23 protein-coding genes are annotated in these 22,146 nt (G+C 68.5%); 12 read left to right on the top strand and 11 right to left on the bottom strand.

The features are described from left to right. Positions 1-465 precede the first annotated feature (465 nt). A complete protein-coding gene (locus tag NV348_RS22135) occupies positions 466-1,410 on the top strand; it encodes a T6SS immunity protein Tdi1 domain-containing protein (RefSeq protein ID WP_447148605.1) in 945 nt (314 codons plus the stop codon). A 72-nt stretch (positions 1,411-1,482) separates the two neighbouring features. Here NV348_RS22135 and NV348_RS22130 read toward each other — a convergent pair whose 3' ends face one another. Both NV348_RS22130 and NV348_RS22125 read right to left on the bottom strand, forming a co-directional pair. Further along, complete coding sequence (locus tag NV348_RS22130) at positions 1,483-2,640, bottom strand: acyl-CoA dehydrogenase (protein WP_447148604.1); 1,158 nt, start codon at positions 2,638-2,640, stop codon at positions 1,483-1,485. A 165-nt stretch (positions 2,641-2,805) separates the two neighbouring features. Then, complete coding sequence (locus tag NV348_RS22125) at positions 2,806-3,465, bottom strand: TetR family transcriptional regulator (RefSeq protein ID WP_447148603.1); 660 nt, start codon at positions 3,463-3,465, stop codon at positions 2,806-2,808. Positions 3,466-3,617: 152 nt separating this feature from the next. Here NV348_RS22125 and NV348_RS22120 point away from each other — a divergent pair, with 152 nt between their 5' ends. Then, positions 3,618-4,076 (top strand): excisionase family DNA-binding protein, encoded by a 459-nt coding sequence (locus NV348_RS22120; RefSeq protein ID WP_447148602.1) that lies wholly within the window; start codon positions 3,618-3,620, stop codon positions 4,074-4,076. Beyond that, on the top strand, positions 4,076-4,639 hold the full coding sequence (locus NV348_RS22115; RefSeq protein WP_447148601.1) for a PIN domain-containing protein: 564 nt from the start codon (positions 4,076-4,078) through the stop codon (positions 4,637-4,639). Before NV348_RS22120 ends, NV348_RS22115 begins: the two co-directional genes overlap by 1 nt. Positions 4,640-4,696: 57 nt before the next feature. Here NV348_RS22115 and purE read toward each other — a convergent pair whose 3' ends face one another. Beyond that, positions 4,697-5,203, bottom strand: a complete 507-nt coding sequence (gene purE, locus NV348_RS22110; protein ID WP_447148600.1) for a 5-(carboxyamino)imidazole ribonucleotide mutase — start codon at positions 5,201-5,203, stop codon at positions 4,697-4,699. Positions 5,204-5,361: 158 nt separating this feature from the next. Next, complete coding sequence (locus NV348_RS22105) at positions 5,362-6,585, bottom strand: 5-(carboxyamino)imidazole ribonucleotide synthase (protein ID WP_447148599.1); 1,224 nt, start codon at positions 6,583-6,585, stop codon at positions 5,362-5,364. 39 nt (positions 6,586-6,624) lie between these two features. On the opposite strand from NV348_RS22105, the gene NV348_RS22100 reads away from it, so the two are divergent. Further along, the gene (locus tag NV348_RS22100) at positions 6,625-7,173 is read left to right on the top strand and encodes a GtrA family protein (protein ID WP_447148598.1); all 549 of its coding nucleotides are present in this window, start codon (positions 6,625-6,627) and stop codon (positions 7,171-7,173) included. Position 7,174: 1 nt separating this feature from the next. On the opposite strand, the gene NV348_RS22095 is transcribed toward NV348_RS22100, so the two are convergent. From NV348_RS22095 to NV348_RS22085, 3 genes are read right to left on the bottom strand one after another with little or no spacing between them, the layout of a single operon-like run. Continuing rightward, on the bottom strand, positions 7,175-8,482 hold the full coding sequence (locus NV348_RS22095; RefSeq protein ID WP_218720923.1) for a sensor histidine kinase: 1,308 nt from the start codon (positions 8,480-8,482) through the stop codon (positions 7,175-7,177). A gap of 8 nt (positions 8,483-8,490) precedes the next feature. Then, entirely contained in the window at positions 8,491-9,192 is a 702-nt protein-coding gene (locus NV348_RS22090) for a response regulator transcription factor (protein ID WP_019045310.1), read from the bottom strand. A 40-nt stretch (positions 9,193-9,232) separates the two neighbouring features. After that, positions 9,233-9,763: a PH domain-containing protein gene (locus NV348_RS22085; RefSeq protein ID WP_447148597.1), complete on the bottom strand. Its 531-nt coding sequence runs from the start codon at positions 9,761-9,763 to the stop codon at positions 9,233-9,235. Positions 9,764-9,891: 128 nt separating this feature from the next. Here NV348_RS22085 and NV348_RS22080 point away from each other — a divergent pair, with 128 nt between their 5' ends. Continuing rightward, positions 9,892-10,860 (top strand): acyl-ACP desaturase, encoded by a 969-nt coding sequence (locus tag NV348_RS22080; RefSeq protein ID WP_447148596.1) that lies wholly within the window; start codon positions 9,892-9,894, stop codon positions 10,858-10,860. Between the two features lie 134 nt (positions 10,861-10,994). Here NV348_RS22080 and NV348_RS22075 read toward each other — a convergent pair whose 3' ends face one another. Continuing rightward, complete coding sequence (locus NV348_RS22075; protein WP_447148595.1) at positions 10,995-11,792, bottom strand: biotin--[acetyl-CoA-carboxylase] ligase; 798 nt, start codon at positions 11,790-11,792, stop codon at positions 10,995-10,997. Between the two features lie 124 nt (positions 11,793-11,916). Here NV348_RS22075 and NV348_RS22070 point away from each other — a divergent pair, with 124 nt between their 5' ends. From NV348_RS22070 to NV348_RS22060, 3 genes are all read left to right on the top strand, one after another. Continuing rightward, the gene (locus NV348_RS22070) at positions 11,917-13,557 is read left to right on the top strand and encodes an acyl-CoA carboxylase subunit beta (RefSeq protein ID WP_447148594.1); all 1,641 of its coding nucleotides are present in this window, start codon (positions 11,917-11,919) and stop codon (positions 13,555-13,557) included. 167 nt (positions 13,558-13,724) lie between these two features. Beyond that, positions 13,725-14,054: an acyl-CoA carboxylase epsilon subunit gene (locus tag NV348_RS22065; RefSeq protein ID WP_447148593.1), complete on the top strand. Its 330-nt coding sequence runs from the start codon at positions 13,725-13,727 to the stop codon at positions 14,052-14,054. 5 nt (positions 14,055-14,059) lie between these two features. Beyond that, positions 14,060-14,695: a Maf family protein gene (locus tag NV348_RS22060; protein ID WP_447148592.1), complete on the top strand. Its 636-nt coding sequence runs from the start codon at positions 14,060-14,062 to the stop codon at positions 14,693-14,695. On the opposite strand, the gene NV348_RS22055 is transcribed toward NV348_RS22060, so the two are convergent. After that, positions 14,621-15,397, bottom strand: coding sequence for a helix-turn-helix transcriptional regulator (locus tag NV348_RS22055; RefSeq protein ID WP_447148591.1), 777 nt, complete (start codon positions 15,395-15,397; stop codon positions 14,621-14,623). The two genes, NV348_RS22060 and NV348_RS22055, sit on opposite strands and share 75 nt — an antisense overlap. 153 nt (positions 15,398-15,550) lie before the next feature. Between NV348_RS22055 and NV348_RS22050 the strand changes: the two genes are divergently transcribed. The 4 genes from NV348_RS22050 to NV348_RS22035 all read left to right on the top strand — a co-directional run bounded on the left by NV348_RS22050 (position 15,551) and on the right by NV348_RS22035 (position 19,991). Further along, positions 15,551-16,441: a sulfurtransferase gene (locus NV348_RS22050; RefSeq protein WP_447148590.1), complete on the top strand. Its 891-nt coding sequence runs from the start codon at positions 15,551-15,553 to the stop codon at positions 16,439-16,441. A 188-nt stretch (positions 16,442-16,629) separates the two neighbouring features. Then, positions 16,630-18,435 (top strand): acetyl/propionyl/methylcrotonyl-CoA carboxylase subunit alpha, encoded by a 1,806-nt coding sequence (locus NV348_RS22045; RefSeq protein ID WP_447148589.1) that lies wholly within the window; start codon positions 16,630-16,632, stop codon positions 18,433-18,435. A 118-nt stretch (positions 18,436-18,553) separates the two neighbouring features. Next, positions 18,554-19,522: a patatin-like phospholipase family protein gene (locus NV348_RS22040; protein ID WP_447148588.1), complete on the top strand. Its 969-nt coding sequence runs from the start codon at positions 18,554-18,556 to the stop codon at positions 19,520-19,522. A gap of 124 nt (positions 19,523-19,646) precedes the next feature. Then, a complete protein-coding gene (locus NV348_RS22035; protein WP_447148587.1) occupies positions 19,647-19,991 on the top strand; it encodes a hypothetical protein in 345 nt (114 codons plus the stop codon). 226 nt (positions 19,992-20,217) lie between these two features. Here NV348_RS22035 and lat read toward each other — a convergent pair whose 3' ends face one another. Both lat and NV348_RS22025 read right to left on the bottom strand, forming a co-directional pair. Beyond that, a complete protein-coding gene (gene lat / locus NV348_RS22030) occupies positions 20,218-21,558 on the bottom strand; it encodes an L-lysine 6-transaminase (RefSeq protein ID WP_447148586.1) in 1,341 nt (446 codons plus the stop codon). A gap of 65 nt (positions 21,559-21,623) precedes the next feature. Further along, on the bottom strand, positions 21,624-22,076 hold the full coding sequence (locus NV348_RS22025; protein ID WP_071926582.1) for an Lrp/AsnC family transcriptional regulator: 453 nt from the start codon (positions 22,074-22,076) through the stop codon (positions 21,624-21,626). Between the last annotated feature and the right edge of the window lie 70 nt (positions 22,077-22,146).

Here is a 22,146-nt window from a genome sequence, read left to right as displayed (position 1 = left end):
ACGAGGTCGAGCATTCCCCGAAGTACCGTCGCGCGCACGAGTAGCGGACCACTCGAATATCCGAGGCAGCCCAGCTCACAGAAGGTTTCAGCGCAACGCACCATATTGTCGATTCCTGCTATAGAAGGCCAAAGAGCCAGCTCACAGCCCTTTTCTACTCAGGAGGATTCGACATCGGCCACAAACAACGACCCCGACGGCTCAGTTGGATCCCACCTGTCCTGGTATATTGCATCGATGCCGCGAAACGATTCGCTCCAGGGGCACGAATGAATAACCCTCTGATGTCGGATCAATTTCTCGGCCCGTTCTCCTCTTAATCAAATGGCACAATTCGATCGTCAATCGCCCGCTACGCAGCGCCTATCGAGATAACGCCGCGCAATCACCCGCGCACCGCGATCGACCGCCGCCACACGTCGGCCCGCGCACCCATCGATGCGACATCGCTGCTTTGATTTCCCGGTGAGCGCAGAGAGTTTCCGCCTGATCCCACCCGTCGCGATGCATGCGGCAGCCCCGGGCTGGGCGGCCCAGTTCCCCCAGTTCGACACCGTCATCGGCTACTCCGATCTCGGCCACGTCTTCCCGTCCAACGCCGACAACGAATGCGGCGTACTGCACCCGTACAAGGCCGCCGCCAAGAGTTACGGCACCTTCCCCGACCACGAGACCTTCGCCGACCAGGTCCTGCGCGACCCCGGCTTCGCCACCTACGTCCTGATGCCCGACCACGTAGCCGAGATCCGAGCCCTCCTCGGGCCGCTGCCCTCCGGCCACATCTACATCCCCCAGCCCTACCCGTTCCTCGGCGGTTCCCTGGAACCCTCGACCTACACCACCGGTGACATCTGGGTCTTCCTCGAACTGGTCGGTCAGTTCCAGATCGAGGAGGCCGCGCACGCCACGCCGTCGCCGATCCGGCAGTTCAGCGACGAGCAATTCGGCCTCGCGCTCGCGGAATGGGCCTGGCTCGGTATCGATGGCAAACGCCCGGTCTTCGCGACCCTGTTCGGCGATATCTTCCTCGGCGACGACGACGGTGTGTGGCGGCTCGACATAGTCGACGGCTCGCTGACCCGGTTGTGGGCGTCGTTCGACGAATGCGAAGCGGCCCTGAACGACCCGGCCGTCGGCCCGCACCTCCTGCGGACCGAGCTCGCCGACGAACTCGTCGCCGCCGGTCTGCGACCCGATCCCGATCAGGTCTACGACTTCAGTCACCCACCTGTCCTGGGCGGCGCGCTCACCGCCGCCAACATCGAACTGCTCGACTTCGTCGTCGCCGTCGGCACCGCCGGACAGATCCACGATCAGGCTCGATTCATCCCCGAGGGCGCTCAGATCTCGATCGCCGTCGACGAGGCACCACGACGATCGGGCTGGCGGCGCCTGTTCGGCGGGCGCTGAGGTCGGACCGGAACGCACGTGGCCCCCGGCGGAGTTCGCCGGGGGCCACGGTGTCGCGCTGGTGCGCCGAGATCAGCGCAGGATCTGGCGCGACATCACCAGACGCTGGATCTGGTTGGTGCCCTCGTAGATCTGGGTGATCTTGGCGTCGCGCATCATGCGCTCGACCGGGAAGTCGGTGGTGTAGCCGGCGCCGCCGAAGAGCTGGACGGCGTTGGTGGTGACCTCCATGGCCACGTCGGAGGCGAAGCACTTGGCGGCGGCGGAGATGAAGCCGAGGTTCTTCTCGCCGCGCTCGGCGCGGGCCGCGGAGGTGTAGACCATGAGGCGGGCGGCCTCGACCTTCATCGCCATGTCGGCCAGCATGAACTGGGTGTTCTGGAAGTCGGCGATGGCCTTGCCGAACTGCTTGCGATCCTTGGTGTAGGCGATCGCGGCGTCGAGCGCGCCCTGGGCCAGGCCGACGGCCTGCGCGCCGATGGTCGGGCGGGTGTGATCGAGGGTCTGCAGCGCGGTCTTGAAGCCGGTGCCGGGCTCGCCGACGATACGGTCACCGGGGATACGGCAGTTCTCGAAGTACAGCTCGGCGGTGGGCGAACCCTTGATGCCCAGCTTGTGCTCGAGCGGGCCGACGATGAAGCCCTCGTCGTCCTTGTGCACCATGAACGAGGAGATGCCGTTGGCACCCTTCTCGGCGTCGGTCACGGCCATCACGGTGTACCACTCCGAGCGGCCACCGTTGGTGATCCAGCACTTGGAGCCGTTGAGGATCCAGTCGTCGCCGTCGGCCTTGGCGCGCGTGCGCATGGAGGCGGCGTCGGAGCCGGCCTCACGCTCGGACAGCGCGTAGGAGGCCATCTTGCCGTTCACCAGGTCGCCGAGGACCTTCTGCTTCAGCTCTTCGGAGCCGTTGAGGATCAGGCCCATGGTGCCGAGCTTGTTGACGGCGGGGATCAGCGAGGACGAGCCGCAGACGCGGGCGACTTCCTCGATCACGATGCAGGTGGCGACCGAGTCGGCGCCCTGGCCGCCGTAGGCCTCGGGCACGTGCACGGCGTTGAAGCCGGCGGCGTTGAGAGCGGTCAGCGCCTCCTCGGGGAAGCGGGCGTTGCCGTCGACGTCCTTGGCGTAGGGAGCGATCTCCTTCTCGGCGAGACCACGGATCGCGCCGCGGAGCTCATCGTGGAAGTCCTCGAGCTGGAACAGGTTGAAATCCGGGTTTCCCGCCATCGGGCACTCTCCTGGTCGTGGTGGTGATCGCTGCGGTCAACAGCGCGTCTTGCATCGGCACCCAGTGCCAATCCGACTCGATTATACGCCCGGCACTCTACCCCTACATGGGGATATGCCGGTGGCACTCAGTGTCACCTCATGATTCAGCCGCCGCAGCGGCGCTCACAGGTTACCGAGCTGGGCGGTGATCAGGTCGGCCACCTTGCGCGGCGGCATGTCCCGCGGGAACACCGCGACGACCAGCTCCTCGCGCGGGGCGAGCTCCTGCCTGCCGCGCGGGATCATCGCCAGTTCGGTGCGCAGATCGGCGACGGCGGCCGCGGGCTCGCCGCGCACCATCCGGCGCAGCAGATAGTTGTGCGTGGCGGTCACCGCGGCGGTGAACTGCACCCGCGCCAGATCCGGCGCCTCGGGCAGACGCTCACGCAGGAAATCGGTGAACAGGCGCTCGTACCGGAACACCGTCACGATCTCGCGCTCGCGCAGCGCGGGCACCCGACGCACCACCTGATACCGGCGCGCGGCGATGTCGCGCCACTGGGTGAACCGCTCGAACACCCCGATCACGGCCTCGCACACCGCATCCCACGGATCGCCCTCGGCCCGCCGCAACGAGTCCTCGGCCAAAGCCAGCTGGAACTCGTGATCGGCGAAGATCACGTCCTCTTTGGACCGGAACTGCCGGAAGAAGGTCCGCCGGGAGATTCCCGCCGCCACCGCGATCTCGTCCACCGTCGTCGCCTCGTACCCCCGCTCGGCGAACAACCGCAACGCCTGATCCACCACCGTGAGCCGGAACTGCGCCGCGTCGTCGTGTGCCACCCGACCACCGTAGTCACCGGCCCGCGACCGAAATCAGGCAGGCGAACGTCGAGAGGAACCCAGCCTGTTACGTTTACTTCGAATGTTTCGTATAATTCGAATAGACACCCGTGGTGTCAGAACGCCACCGCACACCTGAGCAGGAGGCAGCGATGTCTGGAATTCAGTCAGCCAAACGCACCGAGCCGGGGGCCATCGACGCAGCCGTCGCCAATCGAGCCATGCGCCGGATCAAGGACTACCTCATGCGCCACCCGGACGAGGAGATCATCCCGGTCACGGGCGAGATCGGCAGCGACGAAGCGCTGGCGCTACCCCGTGAGGCCGTCAGCCTGCTGGCGTTCATCCTGGCGCAAGCAGCGGAAGGCCGAGGCGTCTCGGTTGTCCCTTCGCACGCGGAGATGACGACGCAACAGGCCGCCGACATGCTGAACGTTTCACGTCCCTATCTGGTTGGCCTATTGGAGAACGGCGAGATCCCCTATCGGCTGGTCGGCAGACACCGCCGGATCAGGTTCGAGGACCTCAAGGTATATGCCCAGCGCAGCGAGGCCACCAGCCGCGCAGCCGCGGACGAGTTGACCCGCCTCGGGCAGGAACTCGGCCTCTGATGGCATTCATCGTGGTCTATGACGCGAACGTTCTCTACGGCAACGCCGTCCGCGATCTGTTCATCCGTTTGGCCCGCGCGAAAGTTGTCCAGGCGAAGTGGACAGACCGGATCCTCGACGAGGCACTCGGCAACCTATCTGCCAAACGGCCGGACATCCCTACCGAGAAGATTGCACAACTCCGGCAGATGATCATCGCCGCCGTTCCGGACTGCCGAGTCGAGGGCTACGAACCGCTTGTCGAAAGCTTGAAACTGCCGGATGCGGACGACCGTCATGTGCTTGCCGCTGCCATCAAAGCGGGCGCTCAGGTCATCGTCACATCGAACCTCAAAGACTTCCCCGAGGACTACCTCACGACCTGGGACGTAGCAGCAAAGAGCCCCGACGACTTTCTGCTCGATCTGATCGACCTCGACGATCGGGTGGTCTGGGCGTGCGTGCAGGAAATCGCCTATTCCAGGCGAAACCCTCCCGAAACGGCGGAGGACGTGCTCGACGAACTCGAACGTGCCGGGCTGGTGGAAGCTGTGGCAGCGTTGCGTGAGGGCCGCGATTCGTGAGCTCCCCGGGCATCCACCGCGCTCGCCGGTTCGGTGTCATCGGCGAGCGCGAGGTTGTCAGCCCAGGAGCTTGGTGCGCAGGGCCTCGTCCTTGGCGAGGACCATCTGCTCGAGGCCGGCCTGGAACTGCTCCATGCGGGTGCGCAGGGCGGGGTCGTGGGCGGCCAGGATGCGCACGGCCAACAGGCCCGCGTTGCGGGCACCGCCGATGGAGACGGTGGCGACCGGGACGCCTGCGGGCATCTGGACGATCGACAGCAGCGAGTCCATGCCGTCGAGATACTTCAGCGGAACCGGCACCCCGATCACCGGCAGCGCGGTGGCCGAGGCGACCATGCCGGGCAGATGGGCGGCGCCGCCCGCACCCGCGATGATCACCTGCAAGCCACGGCCCGCGGCGTCACGCGCGTAATCGAGCATGCGCTGCGGGGTGCGGTGCGCGGAGACCACACCGACCTCGAAGCGGATGCCGAACTCGGCCAGCGCCTCGGCGGCGGCCTCCATCGTCGGCCAGTCGGAATCGCTGCCCATGATCAAGCCGACCTGGGGACCGATGTTGCTCACGTGCGCTCCTGTGTTATCGGCGGCTGGTGCCGCGGGTTTTCGGCCTCGTGACCTCGCCTCCGAGGGGCGATACTGCGCCTTCGGCGTTACGTCTCGCCCCTCGGAGGCGAGGCGGCCGAAAACGTGGGGGTCGGGATGGGGGTCACGGTGGGGGGTCGTCAGGCGGTGTGGGGGTTCCAGCCGTCGGTCCAGACTGCGTGGGACATCCAGTGGGCGGCGCGTTCGGCCTTCTCGCGGACCTCGGTGACATTCTCGCCGAGGATGTTGACGTGGCCGATCTTGCGGTCGGGGCGTTCGCCCTTGCCGTAGAGGTGGACCTTCGCCTCGGGCAGGCGGGCGAACAGGTGGTGCAGGCGCTCGTCCATCGACATCTCGGGGGCCTGGGGGGCGCCGAGGATGTTGGCCATCACCGTCACGGGGGCGAGGGGGGTGGTGTCACCGAGCGGGTAGTCCAGGACGGCCCGCAGGTGCTGTTCGAACTGGCCGGTGCAGGCGCCGTCCATACCCCAGTGGCCGGAGTTGTGCGGGCGCATGGCGAGCTCGTTGACGAGCACCTCGCCGTCGTGGGTCTCGAACAGCTCCACGGCCATCACGCCGACGACGCCGAGTCCGGCGGCCAGCTCCAGCGCCATCGTCTCCGCGCGCGCGGCCAGCTCCTCGTCCAGGTCGGGGGCGGGCGCGATGACCACCGCGCACTGACCGTTGCGCTGCACGGTCTCCACCACCGGCCAGGTCGCCGCCTGACCGAACGGCGAGCGCGCGACCATCGCCGACAGCTCCCGCTTCAGGTCGACCTTCGCCTCGGCGAGCAGCTGCACACCGTGCGCGAGCTGGTCGGCGACCAGCCGCTCGGCCTCGGCCGCGTCGGCGGGCATCCACACGCCACGGCCGTCGTAGCCGCCGCGCACCGCCTTGAGGACGAACGGCCAGCCGTGCTCGTCGCCGAAGGCGATCGCGTCGGCGGGCGCGTTGACCTCGACGAACGCGGGCACCGGTAGGCCGAGCTCGGACAGCTTGGTCCGCATGGCGAGCTTGTCCTGGGCGAAGATCAGCGCCTGCGGCGGCGGCGCCACATTGACGCCCTCGGCGACCAGGATCTCGAGATGTGCCGTCGGCACATGCTCGTGATCGAAGGTCAGCGCGTGCGACCCGACCGCGGCCTTGCGCAGGGCGGACAGGTCGTCGTGGCTGCCGAGGACGACATCGGGGCTCACCTGCGCGGCGGGGTCCTCGGGGCGCTCGGCGAGCACCCGCAGACGCTGGCCGAGGGCGACCGCGGCCTGGTGCGTCATGCGCGCGAGCTGGCCACCACCGACCATCGTGACGGTGGGCATGGCAGACGGATCGAACGAACGTGCACTCACGTCGTGCAATGTTGTCATGTCGAAAGCGAATCTTTGCTACCGGTACACTCGGAACTCGTGTCAATCGTCGACGACGTGGTCAGCGTCCTTCCCCCGCGCCTGCGCGAGCTAGCGTTCCGGCATAAAGAGCTGATCAAGTTCGCCATCGTCGGTGCCACGACGTTCGTGATCGACAGCGGCCTGTTCTACCTCCTGAAATGGACGGTGCTGGCCGAGAAACCGGTCACCGCCAAGATCATTTCCGGGGTCGTCGCGGTGATCGCGTCCTACATTCTCAACCGGGAATGGTCGTTCAAGAATCGCGGCGGCCGAGAGAAACATCACGAGGCGTTTCTGTTCTTCGGCGTCAGCGGCGTCGGCGTCATCCTGAGCAACATTCCACTGTGGATCTCGAGCTACGTCCTCGATCTGCGTCAGCCCGATGTGAGCTTCCTGGTCGAGAACATCGCCGACTTCGTGAGCGCGTTCGTCATCGGCAACCTCCTGCAGATGGCGTTCCGGTTCTGGGCGATGCGCCGCTGGGTGTTCCCGGACGAGATGAACGAGATCGTCGCCGAGTTCGAGGACCTCATCGAAGAGGAACCGGAACCCCTCGGCCGCGGCTGAGTCAGCGCGGCTCGGTCAGCGTCGCGTTCGGCGACCGGTTGACCTTCGAGCCGAGGAACACCGCGAACAGCGCGGGACGGCGGCGTTGCAGCTCCAGCCTGCCACCGTCGGCCTCCACCAGCGCACGCGCCAGGGCCAAACCGACACCGGTCGAACCACCGGCCGAGAAACCCCGGTCGAAGATGTGCGGCGCGAGTTCGTCACGCACGCCCTCGCCCTCGTCGGCCACCTCCACACAGATCAGCGGATCACGCGAACTCATCGTCGGCACCGTGCGCACCGACACCGTGCAGGTGCCACCGCCGTGCATCAGGGCGTTGTCGACCAGCACCGCGACGGCCTCCCGCAGCCGTGAGCCGGTGATCGGGGCGCGCAGCGACTCGTCGCCGATCAGGCGCAGCTCGCGCCCCTCCTCGGTGAACGGGTGCGCCCATTCGGCCATGACCCCGCGCAGCTCGGCCATCACCGGGACCGGATCGCGGTCGGCGGCGTCCTCGTCGCGGGATGCCCGGACCAGGTCGTCGATGGCGTCGGTGAGCCGGTCGACCTGCGCCATCGCCTCCTCCGCCTCGTGCACCACCTCGGGGTCGGCGTGAGTGGACAGCTCGTCCAGGCGCAGGCGCACGGCCGTCAGGCGGCTGCGCAGCTGATGGGAGACGTCGGCGACCAGCGCGTGCTCGCGTTGCAGCCTGCCCGCGATCTCGACGGTCGCCGAATCGAGCACGTCGGAGACGCGGTCCAGTTCGGCGATGCCGTGCCGGCGCGGGTCGGGCCGGAAGTCGCCCATGGCCAGCCGGGCGGCGCGCGCGGCCACGTCGCGCAGCGGGTCGGCGACCCGGCGCGCGGTCACCACCGCGACCGAGAACGCCGCGCCGAGCGAAGCGAGCACGGCCAGCGCGACCGCGGCCACCGCCTGCTCCTGCCTGGCGTGCATGGGCCCGGCGGGCACCTCGAGCCGCAGCGAACCGGAGGTGCCCATCGACAGCGATTCGACGAGGGGATCGTCGACATGGTCGACGCCGATATCGGTGCGCGCGGCGTTGTCGTGCGGCGCGGGGTAGACGATCGTCAGCTTGCCGCCCTCGGGCACCAGCGCCCGCATGGCGCGCACGTCCAGGCCGTCGTGGACGGTGCCGTCGCCGCGCTCCTGGGCGATCACCTCGGCGGCGACCCGTTCCAGGCGGCTCTGCAGGTCGTTGCGGGTGATGTCCTCGACCCACAGCCACGCCGTGTAGATCAGCGGCACGCCGAGCACCACCGTGGTGATGGTCAGCACGGTCAGGATCGAACGCAGGATGCGGCGGCGCACTGCCCTGATCAGCCTCGGCCCGCGCTCGACGGCCCGTCGGTGTTGAGCCGGAACCCGACACCGCGCACCGTGACGATGCGGCGCTCCGCCATCGGGCCCTCGTCCCCGATCTTGCGGCGCAACCAGGACATGTGCATGTCCAGGGTCTTGGAACCGCGCAGATCCGCGTCGCCCCAGACCTCGCGCAGGATGGTCTCGCGCGGCACCACCTGACCGGCCCGGTCGATGAGCACCTTGAGCAGCTCGTACTCCTTGTTGGCCAGGTTCACCTCGGCCCCGTTGACCAGCACCCGGCGCGCGGCCGGCTCGAGCCGGATCCCGCCGACCTCCACCGCGTCGTCACCGATGCCACTGCGCCGCAGCAGGGCGCGCACCCGGGCCAGCAGCTCGGCCAGCCGGAACGGCTTGCCGACGTAGTCGTCGGCGCCCGCGTCCAGCCCGACGACGAAGTCGACCTCGTCGGTGCGGGCGGTGAGCATCAGCACCGCCAGATCGGCGCCGCTGGCCCTGACTTGCCTGCACACCTCCAGCCCGTCCATGCCGGGCAGGCCGAGATCGAGGATCAGCAGATCGTGATCGCCCTCGAGGGCACGGCGCAGCACCGCGGGACCGAACCGTTCGACGGTGACGGTGTAGCCCTCGCGACCGAGGGCTCGGGACAGCGGCGCGGCGATCGCCTCGTCGTCTTCGGCGAGCAGTACGGCGGTCATGTGCTCAGGTTACGGATACCGGTCGTGGTGGGCCGGGAGCTCACCGATAACCGCCCCAGGTCGGGTCACGGCGGCTGCTGCCCGCTTCGAACACTTCGTGGTAGAGCAGCGCGTGCACCTGCTGGACCTGCGGGATGTCGTCGTATTCGAGCGGCTCCTCCGACGACGAGCCGATGATCAGCGTGCCGGTGCCCAGCATCCGGTCGAACACCCCGTGCTGGAACTGCACGCTGGAGATGCGGCTGAGCGGGATGTCGATGCCGGTGTGGGTGAGCACGCCCTGGCGCACCAGCACCCGGCGGTCGGTGATGATGAAATGGGTGGACTTCCAGGCGATCACCTTGCCGACGCAGCGCCACAGGATGAGCCCGAGCCAGATCAGCCCGATGAGCAGCAGCAACACCGCGCGTACGTTCCCCTCGGTGTTGCGCCAGGCGAGGCCGCCGAGAAAGCCGGCGACGGCGGTCCCGGCGATGAGTGTGACGACCGGCCACACCAGCATCTTCCAGTGCGGGTGGCGGTGCAGGATCAGCTGTTCCTCGGGCGCGAGAACGTCCTCCGGGTACCCCATGGCCGAACGATACCCCGTTGGGACGGTGCATTTCCCGATGCCACGGCCGAGGCGATACTGTGGTTTCCACGCTAGCTGCCAGGTTTTGCCCATATCTGCTTGCTCGACACCCGACAGTGGAGGCACGCGTGACCAAAGCTCTGACTCAGCTCGAAATCCTGACGGCCCTGGAACCGGTGGCCGAACAGAATCTCAACCGGCACCTCTCGATCGCCAAAGACTGGAATCCGCACGATTACGTCCCGTGGGAGGAAGGCCGCAATTTCGCCGCGATGGGCGGAATCGATTGGGAGCCGGAACAATCCAGGCTCTCCGACGTCGCCAAGGCGGCGATGATCACCAATCTGCTCACCGAGGACAATCTCCCGTCCTACCACCGCGAGATCGCCGAGAACTTCTCCCAGGACGGCGCCTGGGGCACCTGGGTCGGTCGCTGGACCGCCGAGGAGAACCGGCACGGCATCGTGATCCGCGACTATCTGGTCGTCACCCGCGGCGTCGACCCGGTCGCCCTGGAAGAAGCCAGGATGATCCACATGACCCAGGGCGCGCACGCGCCCGCCAACTGGGGCGGATTCCTGGTCAATGTCGCGTACGTGACGTTCCAGGAGCTGGCCACCCGGGTCAGCCACCGCAACACCGGCCGCGTCTGCGACGACCCGGTCGCCGACCGCATGCTGGCCCGCGTCGCCACCGACGAGAACCTGCACATGATCTTCTACCGCAACCTCTGCGGCGCGGCGCTGGACCTGGTCCCCGACCAGGCGATGCCCGCGATCACCAAGGTGCTCACCAACTTCCAGATGCCCGGCGCGGGCATGCCGAACTGGCGGCGCAACGGCGTGCTGATGGCCAAGCACGGCATCTACGACCTGCGCCAGCACCTCGACGAGGTGGTGCTGCCGGTGCTCAAGCAGTGGAACATCTTCGACCGCACCGACTTCGGCGCGGCGGGCGAGGCGGCCCGCGACGAGCTGGCGCAGTTCCTCTCGAAGCTGGAGAAGGACGTGCTCAAGTTCGAGGAGCAGCGCGACCGACTGCTGGCGCGCGAACGCGAGGTAGCCGAGCGCAAGACCACGAGCGCAGCCGCCCGCTGACCCCGACCCCGGATCAGGGCCGTTCGCGGCCCGGCCCGTCGGTCAGGCGCCGTGGCGTAGGCGACGAAGGAGCAAGCCACGGTGCCTGACCGGCGGGCCCCGAAGGGGCCGCGAACACGCGGCACCAGCCGCTGTCAATACTGTCCGCGCAGGTGGCTGACGTCGCCCGCGGAGACCGCCTCGTCGCCGATCAACAGCCGGCCGGTGTCGTCGATGCCGGTCGCGACCCCGGTGAGGACCTTGCCGCCCGGCAGTTCGGCCCGCACCTCGACGCCGAGGGTGGCGCAGCGCTCGCGATAGGCGGCCGCGAGCTCGTCGCTCGCCCAGCCCGCCCGCTCCCACGCGGTGAAGCGGCGGGCGAATTCGGTGAGGATCGCCGCGACCAGCGCGGTCCGGTCGAGGTTCCGGGCACCGGCCAGCGCGAGCGACGTCGCGTGCGGGACAGGCAATTCCGCCTCGTCGAGGTCGACATTGAGGCCGATGCCGACCACCACGGCGGGCGCGATCCCGGTCGCGGCCACCTCGGCCAGGATCCCGGAGAGTTTGCGGCCGTCGAGCAGAACGTCGTTGGGCCACTTCAGTTCCGGCGCGACCCCGGCCGTGCCACGCACCGCGTCGACGACCGCGATCCCGGTGAGCAGGGGCAGCCAGCCGAGTGCGCCGGGGTCGATCCCGGGCAGGCGCACCAGGATCGACAGCGAGATCTGCGCGCGCGGCGGACTCACCCACGTGCGGGCGTGCCTGCCGCGGCCCCGCACCTGCTCCTCGGCCAGCAGCGCCTGCCGGTCGGCGGACGGATCCGCGGCACGGGCCACCAGGTCGGCATTGGTCGATCCGGTCGATTCGACCACGTCGATCCGGTCGTAGAACGTCGGTGCCGGGGTGACGAGAGAGCTGCGCAGACGCGGCGCATCGATCGGTGCCCTGTTCATTCCGGGAACGCTACCCGCCCGGTCACGGGCGCCCTTGTGACCGCACTCAGCTGGGCTTTCTGTACTGGCCGGTAGGCGAGACTGCCGTAGTGCGACGTGGTGTCACTCGTTACACTCGCAACCCATGACGAGTGTCCAGCAGCAGCCCGCATCGGATTCGGCGGGCACCCCCGATATCCACACGACCGCCGGGAAGCTGGCTGACCTGCGGAATCGGCTGGAAGAAGCGCAACACCCGATGGGTGAGGCCGCGGTCGACAAGGTGCACGCCAAGGGCAAGATGACCGCCCGTGAGCGCATCCTCGCCCTGGTCGACGAGGGCTCCTTCGTCGAGCTCGACGCCCTCGCCAAGCACCGCAGCGTGAACTTCGGCCTGGAGAACAACCGCCCGCTCGGCGACGGCGTGGTGACCGGTTACGGCACCATCGACGGCCGCGACGTGTGCCTGTTCTCGCAGGACGTCACCGTCTTCGGCGGCTCGCTGGGCGAGGTCTACGGCGAGAAGATCGTCAAGGTCATGGACCTGGCCATCAAGACCGGCCGCCCGCTGGTCGGCATCAACGAGGGCGCGGGCGCGCGCATCCAGGAGGGCGTCGTCTCCCTCGGCCTCTACGGCGAGATCTTCCACCGCAACGTGCAGGCTTCCGGCGTGATCCCGCAGATCTCGTTGATCATGGGCCCCGCCGCCGGTGGCCACGTGTACTCCCCCGCGCTCACCGACTTCGTGGTGATGGTCGACCAGACCTCGCAGATGTTCGTCACCGGTCCCGACGTGATCAAGACCGTCACCGGTGAAGAGGTCACCATGGAGGACCTGGGTGGCGCGCACACCCACATGACCAAGTCCGGCGTGGCCCACTACGTGGCCTCCGGCGAGCAGGACGCCCTCGACTACGTCAAGGACCTGCTGAGCTACCTGCCGAGCAACAACCGTGCCGAGGCGCCCCGGCACGCGCCGAGCGACCCGATCAACGGCGCGATCGAGGAATCCCTCACCGACGAGGACCTCGAGCTCGACACGATCATCCCGGACTCGCCGAACCAGCCGTACGACATGCACGAGGTCATCACCCGGCTGCTCGACGACGACGAGTTCCTCGAGGTCCAGGCCGAGCGCGCGATGAACATCATCTGCGGCTTCGGTCGCGTCGACGGCCGCAGCGTCGGCATCGTCGCCAACCAGCCGACCCAGTTCGCCGGCTGCCTCGACATCGACGCCTCGGAGAAGGCCGCGCGCTTCGTGCGCACCTGCGACGCCTTCAACATCCCGATCATCACCCTGGTCGATGTCCCCGGCTTCCTGCCCGGCACCGGCCAGGAATACAACGGCATCATCCGCCGCGGCGCGAAGCTCCTCTACGCCTACGGTGAGGCCACTGTGGGCAAGATCACGATCATCACCCGCAAGGCCTACGGCGGCGCCTACGACGTCATGGGTTCCAAGCACATGGGCGCCGATGTGAACCTGGCGTGGCCGACCGCGCAGATCGCCGTCATGGGTGCCTCGGGCGCCGTCGGATTCGTCTACCGCAAGCAGCTGCAGGACGCCGCCAAGAACGGCGCCGACGTGGACGCTCTGCGCCTCGAGCTGCAGAACGAGTACGAGGACACCCTCGTGAACCCGTACGTGGCGGCCGAGCGCGGTTACGTCGACGCGGTCATCCCGCCCTCGCACACCCGTGGTCAGATCGTCTCGGCGCTGCGACTGCTCGAGCGCAAGATGGTGACCCTGCCGCCGAAGAAACACGGCAACATTCCGCTGTGAAAGCGCGATATCCCCGGTAGGCCGCGCACACTTGTTGCTATGACGCAACTATTGATCGTCGCGTCCCTACCGGGAATGATCGCGTCAACCGCGCTGTAGGACATCGGAGTACCACAGCTTCGCCACCGGGGAAGATCTCCCGGACGAGGCAGGAAGGATCTGGCACTGTGACAACTGTGGCAGAAGAGGACGTGTTGACCGCCGCCGAGCTCGAGCTCGCCGTCGAACCACTCGTCGACGAGGTCGAACTGTCCGTAAGCGCGGTTGCCGTCGAGCCCGCGGAGAGCCTCGGTGAGCCGATGTTCCGCATCGTGAAGGGCTCGCCGACCGATGAGGACATTGCGGCGCTGGTCGCCGTGCTGAGCGCGGCCGCCGCGAACGCCCCCGCGGGCGGCGCGACCGGCCCGAACGACAACTGGGGCAGGGCGACGCTGATGCACCGGGGCACGTCCCCGTTCTCGCCGTACGCGTACCCGCTGCTGTCGCACCTGCGCTGACGAGGGTGACCCGGCTGGTTCTGGCCTCCGCGTCCCCCGCCCGTCTCGGGATCCTGCGCACGGCGGGCATCGACCCCGTCGTGCGCGTCTCCGGTGTGGACGAGGACGCTGTTTCGGCCGCTCTCCCCCCTGATACCTCCTCGCACGACGTCGTCGTCGCGCTGGCTCGCGCCAAGGCGGTCGACGTCGCCGCGTCGATTCCCGAATTCGCGACCGACTGTGTCGTCGTCGGCTGCGATTCGATGCTGCTCGTCGACGGGCAGCTGCAAGGCAAACCGCACACGCCCGAGGTGGCGCGTGCCCGCTGGGCCGGCATGGCCGGTCGCAGCGCCGATCTGATCACCGGGCACTGCGTGCTGCGGCTGCGCGACGGCGCGATCGTCGCCGAGTCGGCGGAGTGCAGCAGCACCACGGTGCATTTCGCGAAGCCGGGTCCCGACGAACTCGACGCCTACATCGCCTCGGGCGAACCGTTGCAGGTCGCGGGCGCGTTCACCCTCGACGGGCTGGGCGGCTGGTTCGTGGACCGGATCGACGGCGACCCGTCCAGCGTCATCGGGATCGGGCTACCGCTGTTGCGCAGGCTGCTCGAAGACGTCGGCGTCGGTGTCACGCAGCTGTGGCGGGACGCGCGGGCCTGACGGCGCGATCACGGGCTTTTCCCCGGTCGCGGCCGGTCCGGCCGTCGTGGGCGCGGAGTTCTCCGCGCCGAGGGTGAGTTCCAGCCGGGCCGTGCACAGCTCCGGCTCGACGAACGGGTGCAGCTGCACGTCGACCCGGCCGCGGGCGCCGTTGCGTTCCAGCACCTCCCGCATGAGCCCCATGTGCACCCCGCACACCACTTCGGCGTGCGAACGGGCCAGTTCCCGCAGCGGGCAGGCCGTGAGATTGATCTGCACGTGCTCGGACGTCTCGCCGACCGGGTCCTTCTCCGGCGCGAAGCCGAGTTCCGACATCAGCGACATGGTGATGTCCCTGGCGTCGGCGAGGGTCTCCACCGGGTGCGTGCCGATGTCCATCCGGGCGCCCCAGGCGCGGCCGGCGGCGACCGCGGCGGCCGAGCGGGTGACCGGATCGGGTCCGAGCTGATCGGCGAGGACCTGGGCTAGTTCCTGATAGCCGACCGAGCGCTGCACGGCGCGGTAGCCGATCCGGGGACGGCCGCGACCGCGGGGCGGCTGCTGGAACTGCCGGACGAGGGATTCGCGGGTGAGCACATCGAGATGGAATCGGACGGTGGTGACATGCTGTCCGGTGATCCTGGCCAGTTCCTGGGCATCGAGGGGCTCGGTGGCGCCACGTAGGATCGCGAGCAGTCGCCGTCGCGGCCAAGAATCGGACATAGCTCACCCCTCCTCTCCAGAGACTTTATCGGACAGCTCTGCGCTTTATTCGACCATTGTGTCGATTCGTGATGTGCCAACACAGACATACCATCGGCTGCGACCCCATCACACTGTCGCACCCGCCCATACTCTCGCGTGAAGGACCACACCGTGCCCGTCGCCCCGGATCCGCACCCCGCCTTCGGTTCCTACGCGGTCCCGCACCGCTTGGTAACCACAGAATGGCTGTCCGCAAACATCGGCGTCCCCGGTGTGAAGATCATCGAGTCGAACGATGACATCCTCCTCTACGACATCGGCCATGTGCCCGGCGCGGTCAAAATCGATTGGCGTGGCGACCTGAGCGACCCGATCACCCGCGATTACGTCGACGGCGCCCGGTTCACCGCCCTGATGCGCGCCAAGGGCATCCGGCGCGAGGACACCGTGGTGATCTACGGCGACCGCGACAACGCCCAGGCCGCGCACACCGCCTGGATCTTCACCCTGTTCGGCCACGAGGACGTGCGCCTGCTCGACGGTGGCCGCGACGCCTGGATCTCCGAAGAGCGCGACACCACCTTCGACCTGCCCTACCCGGCGCCCAGCGATTACCCCGACGTCGAGCGCGACGACACCGCCGCCCGAGCGTTCCGCGAGGAAGTGCTGGCCCGCCTCGGCAGCCCGCTGGTCGACGTGCGCTCGGCCCAGGAGTACTCCGGCGAGGTCGAGGACAAGCCGCTCGACCAGGAGTACGCGACGCTGCGCGGCGGCCACGTGCCGACCGCGGTGAACATTCCGTGGACGCAGGCCTGCACCCCCGACGGCCGTTTCCGGTCCAGGGCCGAGCTGGACGAGGTCTACGGCGGGCTGCCCGCCGAGGATCTGGTCGTCTACAGCCGGGTCGGCGAGCGCTCCAGCCACACCTGGTTCGTCCTGACATTCCTGCTCGGCCGCAGGTCGGTGCGCAATTACGACGGTTCCTGGATCGAATGGGGCAACTCGGTGCGGCTGCCGATCAGCCGGGGCACCGAACCGGGCAATGCGATCCGGATCAATTGAAACGTGTTCACATCACAGCGTGCCGAGTACTGTGACCTGCGACCTACTCGACAGTAGGGCTAGCCGAGTTCGGGCCCAATTGGCAGACTGCCTACACTCGCCCGAGACGAAAGTTGTCGATACCGGGCACGGGGCCTACACGGCGACCCGTCCCCCGAAGCGACCAAAGATTGCACACAGGAGGCTCAGTGCCCAGCCATGCCAGCGCACGGATCACGAAGGTACTCGTAGCTAACCGCGGCGAGATCGCGGTCCGCGTGATCCGGGCTGCCAAGGACGCGGGGATCACCAGCGTCGCGGTGTACGCCGAGCCCGATGCCGACGCTCCCTTCGTGAAGCTCGCCGACGAGGCGTTCGCCCTCGGCGGTCAGACCTCGGCCGAGTCGTACCTCGTGTTCGACAAGATCCTCGACGCCGCCGCCAAGTCCGGCGCCGACGCGATCCACCCGGGTTACGGCTTCCTCTCCGAGAACGCCGACTTCGCCCAGGCCGTCCTCGACGCCGGGCTCATCTGGATCGGCCCCTCGCCGCAGTCCATCCGCGACCTGGGCGACAAGGTCACCGCGCGCCACATCGCCGAGCGCGCCAGCGCGCCGATGGCTGCGGGCACCAAGGACCCGGTCAAGAACGCCGACGAGGTCGTCGCGTTCGCCAAGGAGTACGGCGTCCCGGTGGCCATCAAGGCCGCCTTCGGTGGCGGTGGCCGCGGCATGAAGGTCGCCCACACCATCGAGGAGATCCCCGAGCTGTTCGAGTCGGCGACCCGTGAGGCCATCGCCGCCTTCGGTCGCGGCGAGTGCTTCGTCGAGCAGTACCTGGACAAGGCCCGCCACGTCGAGGCCCAGGTCATCGCCGACCAGCACGGCAACGTGGTCGTCGCGGGCACCCGCGACTGCTCGCTGCAGCGCCGGTTCCAGAAGCTCGTCGAGGAGGCGCCGGCGCCGTTCCTGTCCGACGAGGTCCGCGCCAAGATCCACGACTCCGCCAAGCGCATCTGCCGCGAGGCGGGCTACTACGGCGCGGGCACCGTGGAGTACCTGGTGCAGGGCGAGACCGTGTCCTTCCTCGAGGTGAACACCCGCCTGCAGGTCGAGCACCCGGTCACCGAGGAGACCGCGGGCATCGACCTGGTGCGTCAGCAGTTCGCCATCGCCAACGGCGAGGAACTCTCGATCAAGGAAGACCCCACCCCGCGTGGCCACTCCTTCGAGTTCCGGATCAACGGTGAGGACGCCGGTCGCGGCTTCCTGCCCGCCCCCGGCCCGGTCAGCGTCTACCGCGAGCCCACCGGCCCCGGTGTGCGCGTCGACTCCGGCGTCGTCGAGGGCAGCGTCATCGGCGGTCAGTTCGATTCCATGCTGGCCAAGCTGATCGTCACCGGCGAGAACCGCGACCAGGCGCTGCAGCGCGCCCGTCGCGCGCTGGCCGAGTTCGAGGTCAACGGCCTGGCGACGGTCATCCCGTTCCACCGCGCGATCGTCGAGGACCCGGCGTTCATCGGCGACGGCGAGAAGTTCGACGTCTACACCAAGTGGATCGAAACCGAGTGGAAGAACACCGTCGAGCCGTTCACGGCCGGTGCTCCCGCCGACGACGAGGACGAGGATCTGCCCCGGCAGAAGGTCGTCGTCGAGGTCGGTGGCCGTCGCGTCGAGGTGTCGCTGCCCGGTCAGTTCACCCTCGGTGGCGGTGCCGCCGGTTCGGCCGGTAACGGCGTCGGTGTCATCCGCAAGAAGCCGAAGGCGCGCAAGCGTGGCGGCGCGGGTGCCGGTGCGGCCTCCGGTGACGCGGTCACCGCGCCCATGCAGGGCACCGTCGTCAAGGTCGCGGTCGAAGAGGGCCAGACCGTCGAGGCGGGCGACCTGATCGTGGTGCTCGAGGCCATGAAGATGGAGAACCCGGTCAACGCGCACAAGGCCGGTGTGGTCACCGGTCTGGCGGTCGAGGCCGGTGCCGCGATCACCCAGGGCACCGTCCTGGCGGAGATCAAGTAGTACGCCCGTCGTCGTTCCCGACGGCCCGGGAACGATCAGCACGGTCAGGGTTAACGGGCGGCGAAGATCGTGCATCGGCCCCGGCCGGACCTCGGGCGCCTGTCGTATCGTGGATCGGGTGACCAGCAGCGCGCGCATCGATCAGGATCCGTCGGCTTCACCGGGTCCGGCCACGGTCGCCGAGGTGATCCGGGCTCGTCGTGCGGCCGGGCACCGCGCCGACGGCCGTCGCCTCGCGCTGGTGATCGAGGGTGGCGGCAGCCGCGGCGTGTACTCCAGCGGCATGGTGCAGGCGCTCGAGGAGCTGGGCCTGTCCGCGGTGTTCGACGCCGTGTACGGCACGTCTGCGGGCGCGATCAACGGCGCGTGGCTGCTGTGCGGACGCGCGGCGACGGGCATGCGGTCCTGGACCGACGCGACGATCATGCGCCGCGTGGTCGACCCGGTCCGCATTTTGCGCGGCCGCCCGGTGTTCGATCTGCGCTACCTCGTGCACCAGGTCTACGACGGCATCGAGCCGATGGACTTCCCGGCGATCCTGGCCAACCCCACCACGTTCCACCCGATCGCCACCGACGTCCACACCGGCCGGTCGGTGGACCTCGGACCCCACATCGTCGACAAAACCACCCTGATGACCGCGCTACGGGCCTCCGCGGGCCTGCCTCTGCTCGCCGGTCCCCCGGTCGATCTCGGCGGCCGCAGCTACTTCGACGGCGGCCTGTCCGAGACTGTCCCGATTCGCAGCGCCGTCGCCGCGGGCACCACGCACGCCCTGGTACTGCGCACCCGCCGGACTGACGAGGTCCGCCCGCCCGCGCCCCTGCTGCACCGCATCGTCGGCGGCGGCTACATGCGCGCCATCGCGCCCGGCGCCTTCCGCGCCTGGTCCCAGCGCCCCGGCCAGCAGGCCGTCGAGGACGACTTCCTCGCCGCCCTGGGCGAACGAGTCCTCCAGGTGCACCCGCCCGCCGACTCCCCCGCCATCGACAGCGCGGCCCGCGACACCGACCTGCTCACCCGCGCCCTGGACATCGGCCGCACCGCAGTGCATTCGTTGCTGGGCGCCCAACCCCGCCTGGCCTGACCCGCACGCTCGGCCCCGAGGAGGGCGGGCAGGCGAACGCGGCCGTCCCGTCGGTCCGGTGCCGTTGTGTAGCGGGAGGGGCCGCGAACTCGAGCGCACCGGCGGCTCCGAATACACTCCCGACGTGGAACCGATCGAGATCAACGCCGGCGCCTGGTATCTGCGTGCCCTGCGGGCCGACGAGCGCATCGACGACCGCCCGGCGCTGGCCGACGGCGGCATCACCGATCCCGGCTACGTGGCCACCCGCTGCGCGCAGTGGGCCGACGAATCCCACTTCTCCTGGGCCGTCTGCGTCCCGACGACCGCGGAGCTGGTCGCCGAGATCGGCGTGACCCCCGGCCCCGGCAACACCGCCACCGTCACCGGCTGGGCCCGGCCCGGCGAGGACGAGGCGCTGGCGGCAGGTCTCGCCTCGGTCCACCGGTTCGTCGCGGGCGCACTGGGCCTGACCGCCGTCCCCGCCTGACCGGGTACCGGCCGACTCACCGCACCGGCACCGCGAATCGCTGGGCGAGCTACCGCATGACCCCGTGTGCCCGGTGGAATAGCGCCCCGGCTGCGGCCACACCGTCGGCCATCATGTCGGCGACGAAGCAACGCCGGAATCCAGCAATTCGGACAGCGTGCCGCCCACAGCCCGGTGCGTCATCGATCGACACGCGGTGACCCGGCCGTGAGCGGCACCTGTTGCGCTACAGGTGCTCTCGCGTCAGCACAGCGTCCAAGGCATCGACCGCGCGCTCCAGCTCTTCCTCGGTGACCGTCAGCGGCGGCCGGAACCGGATGCCACTGGTCCCGGTACCGAGCAGCAGCACGTGCTGACGTTCCCGCAGCGCCGTCACCACCCGATCCCGCAGGTCCGGATCGGCCAGCGTGACCGCGCACATCAGGCCGCGCCCGCGCGGTTCGCTCACCTTGTCCGGGTGCGCGGCGGCGAGCTGGCCGAGCTGGTCGAGCAGGTAGGCGCCCAGTGGCACCGACTTCGCGATCAGCCGATCCCGTTCCAGCACTTCGAGAATGCGCCGGCTGCGCACCATGTCGGTGAGGTTGCCGCCCCAGGTGGAGTTCAGCCGCGAGCTCACCCGGAAGACGTTGTCGGGCACCTCGTCGACGCGCCCACCGGCCATGATGCCGCACACCTGGGTCTTCTTGCCGAAGGCGACGACATCGGGCTCGACGCCCAATTGCTGGTAGGCCCAGGTGGTTCCGGTCATCCCGACGCCGGTCTGCACCTCGTCGAGGATGAACAGCGCGTCGTTGTCGTGACACAGGCGCTGCATCGCGCCGAGGAACTGCGGCCGCAGATGCCGGTCACCGCCCTCGCCCTGAATGGGCTCGGCGATGAAGCAGGCGATGTCGTGCGGATGGTCGGCGAAGGCCTGCGCGGCCTGGGCGATGGCACGGGCCTCCAGCGCGGCAACGTCCGGGCCGGCGAAGGTGTGCGGGGTGTCGATGCGCGGCCAGCCGAACTTCGGGAACCGCGCGGTCTTGACCGGGTCGGTGTTGGTCAGCGACATCGTGTAGCCGCTGCGGCCGTGGAAGGCGCCGGTCAGGTGCAGCACCTGAGTACCGAGTTCCGGTGACCGACCGTGCGATTCGTTGTGCCTGCTCTTCCAGTCGAACGCGACTTTGAGCGCGTTCTCCACCGCCAGCGCACCGCCGTCGACGAAGAACAGGTGCGGCAGGCGGGGGTCGCCGACGACGCGCACGAAGGCTTCGACGAAGCGGGCCATCTCGACGGTGTAGATGTCGGAGTTGCTCGGTTTGTTCAGCGCGGCGGTGGCCAACTCGGCGCGGAAGCGTTCGTCGGCCGCCAGCGCCGGATGGTTCATCCCGAGCGCGTTGGAGGCGAAGAAGCCGAACATGTCGAGGTAGGCGGTGCCGTCACGTTCGTCGATCAGTGTCCGGCCGTGCGACTTGTGCAGGTCGAGCACAAGCTCGAAGCCGTCCGCGAGGATGTGCGTGGACAGGATTTCGTGGACCCGGTTGGCGGGGGTGACCGCCGCGCCGGGGCGCTCCAGTTCGATGGTCACAAAACCGAGGGTACGCAAATATTTACGGAACCTCTACGGAATCGCGGAACAATTACGAAGAATCGTTACCTGTCGTAGAATGTCTGCAGGATGATGGTGCTGCGCGTCCGCACATTGGCGGTGGCTCTGATCTCCTGCAGCAGCTGTTCCAGGTGCCGCGGGGAGGCCACTCGCACCAGCAGGACGTAGCTCTCCTCGCCCGCCACCGAGTGGCACGCCTCGATGCCGGGGATGTGCTGCAACAATGCGGGCGCGTCATCGGGCTGGGACGGATCGAGAGGAGTGATCGCGACGAACGCCGACAACAGGTGCCCGAGCGCTTCGGGATCGACGTGCGCCGCGTACCCGCGGATCACTCCGCGCGCTTCGAGCCTGCGAACCCGCGACTGCACTGCCGAGACCGAGAGGCTGGCCTTCTCCGCCAGGTTCGACAACGTGGCGCGACCATCGCTCATCAGTTCTTTGATCAATAGTCGGTCGATGTCGTCGAGCTGGGGTCTAGCCGGTGTATCCGCCATCAGCGAAGGCTAACGCAGCACGGGGGTCGCGCGGGGAAAACTTCTTTCTGTTCCCCCACCGAATCCCACC

The organism is Nocardia fodinahabitans (assembly GCF_052983615.1).
The sequence above is the reverse complement of the archived record's forward strand: the minus strand, read 5'-3'. Positions and strand labels throughout refer to the sequence as shown.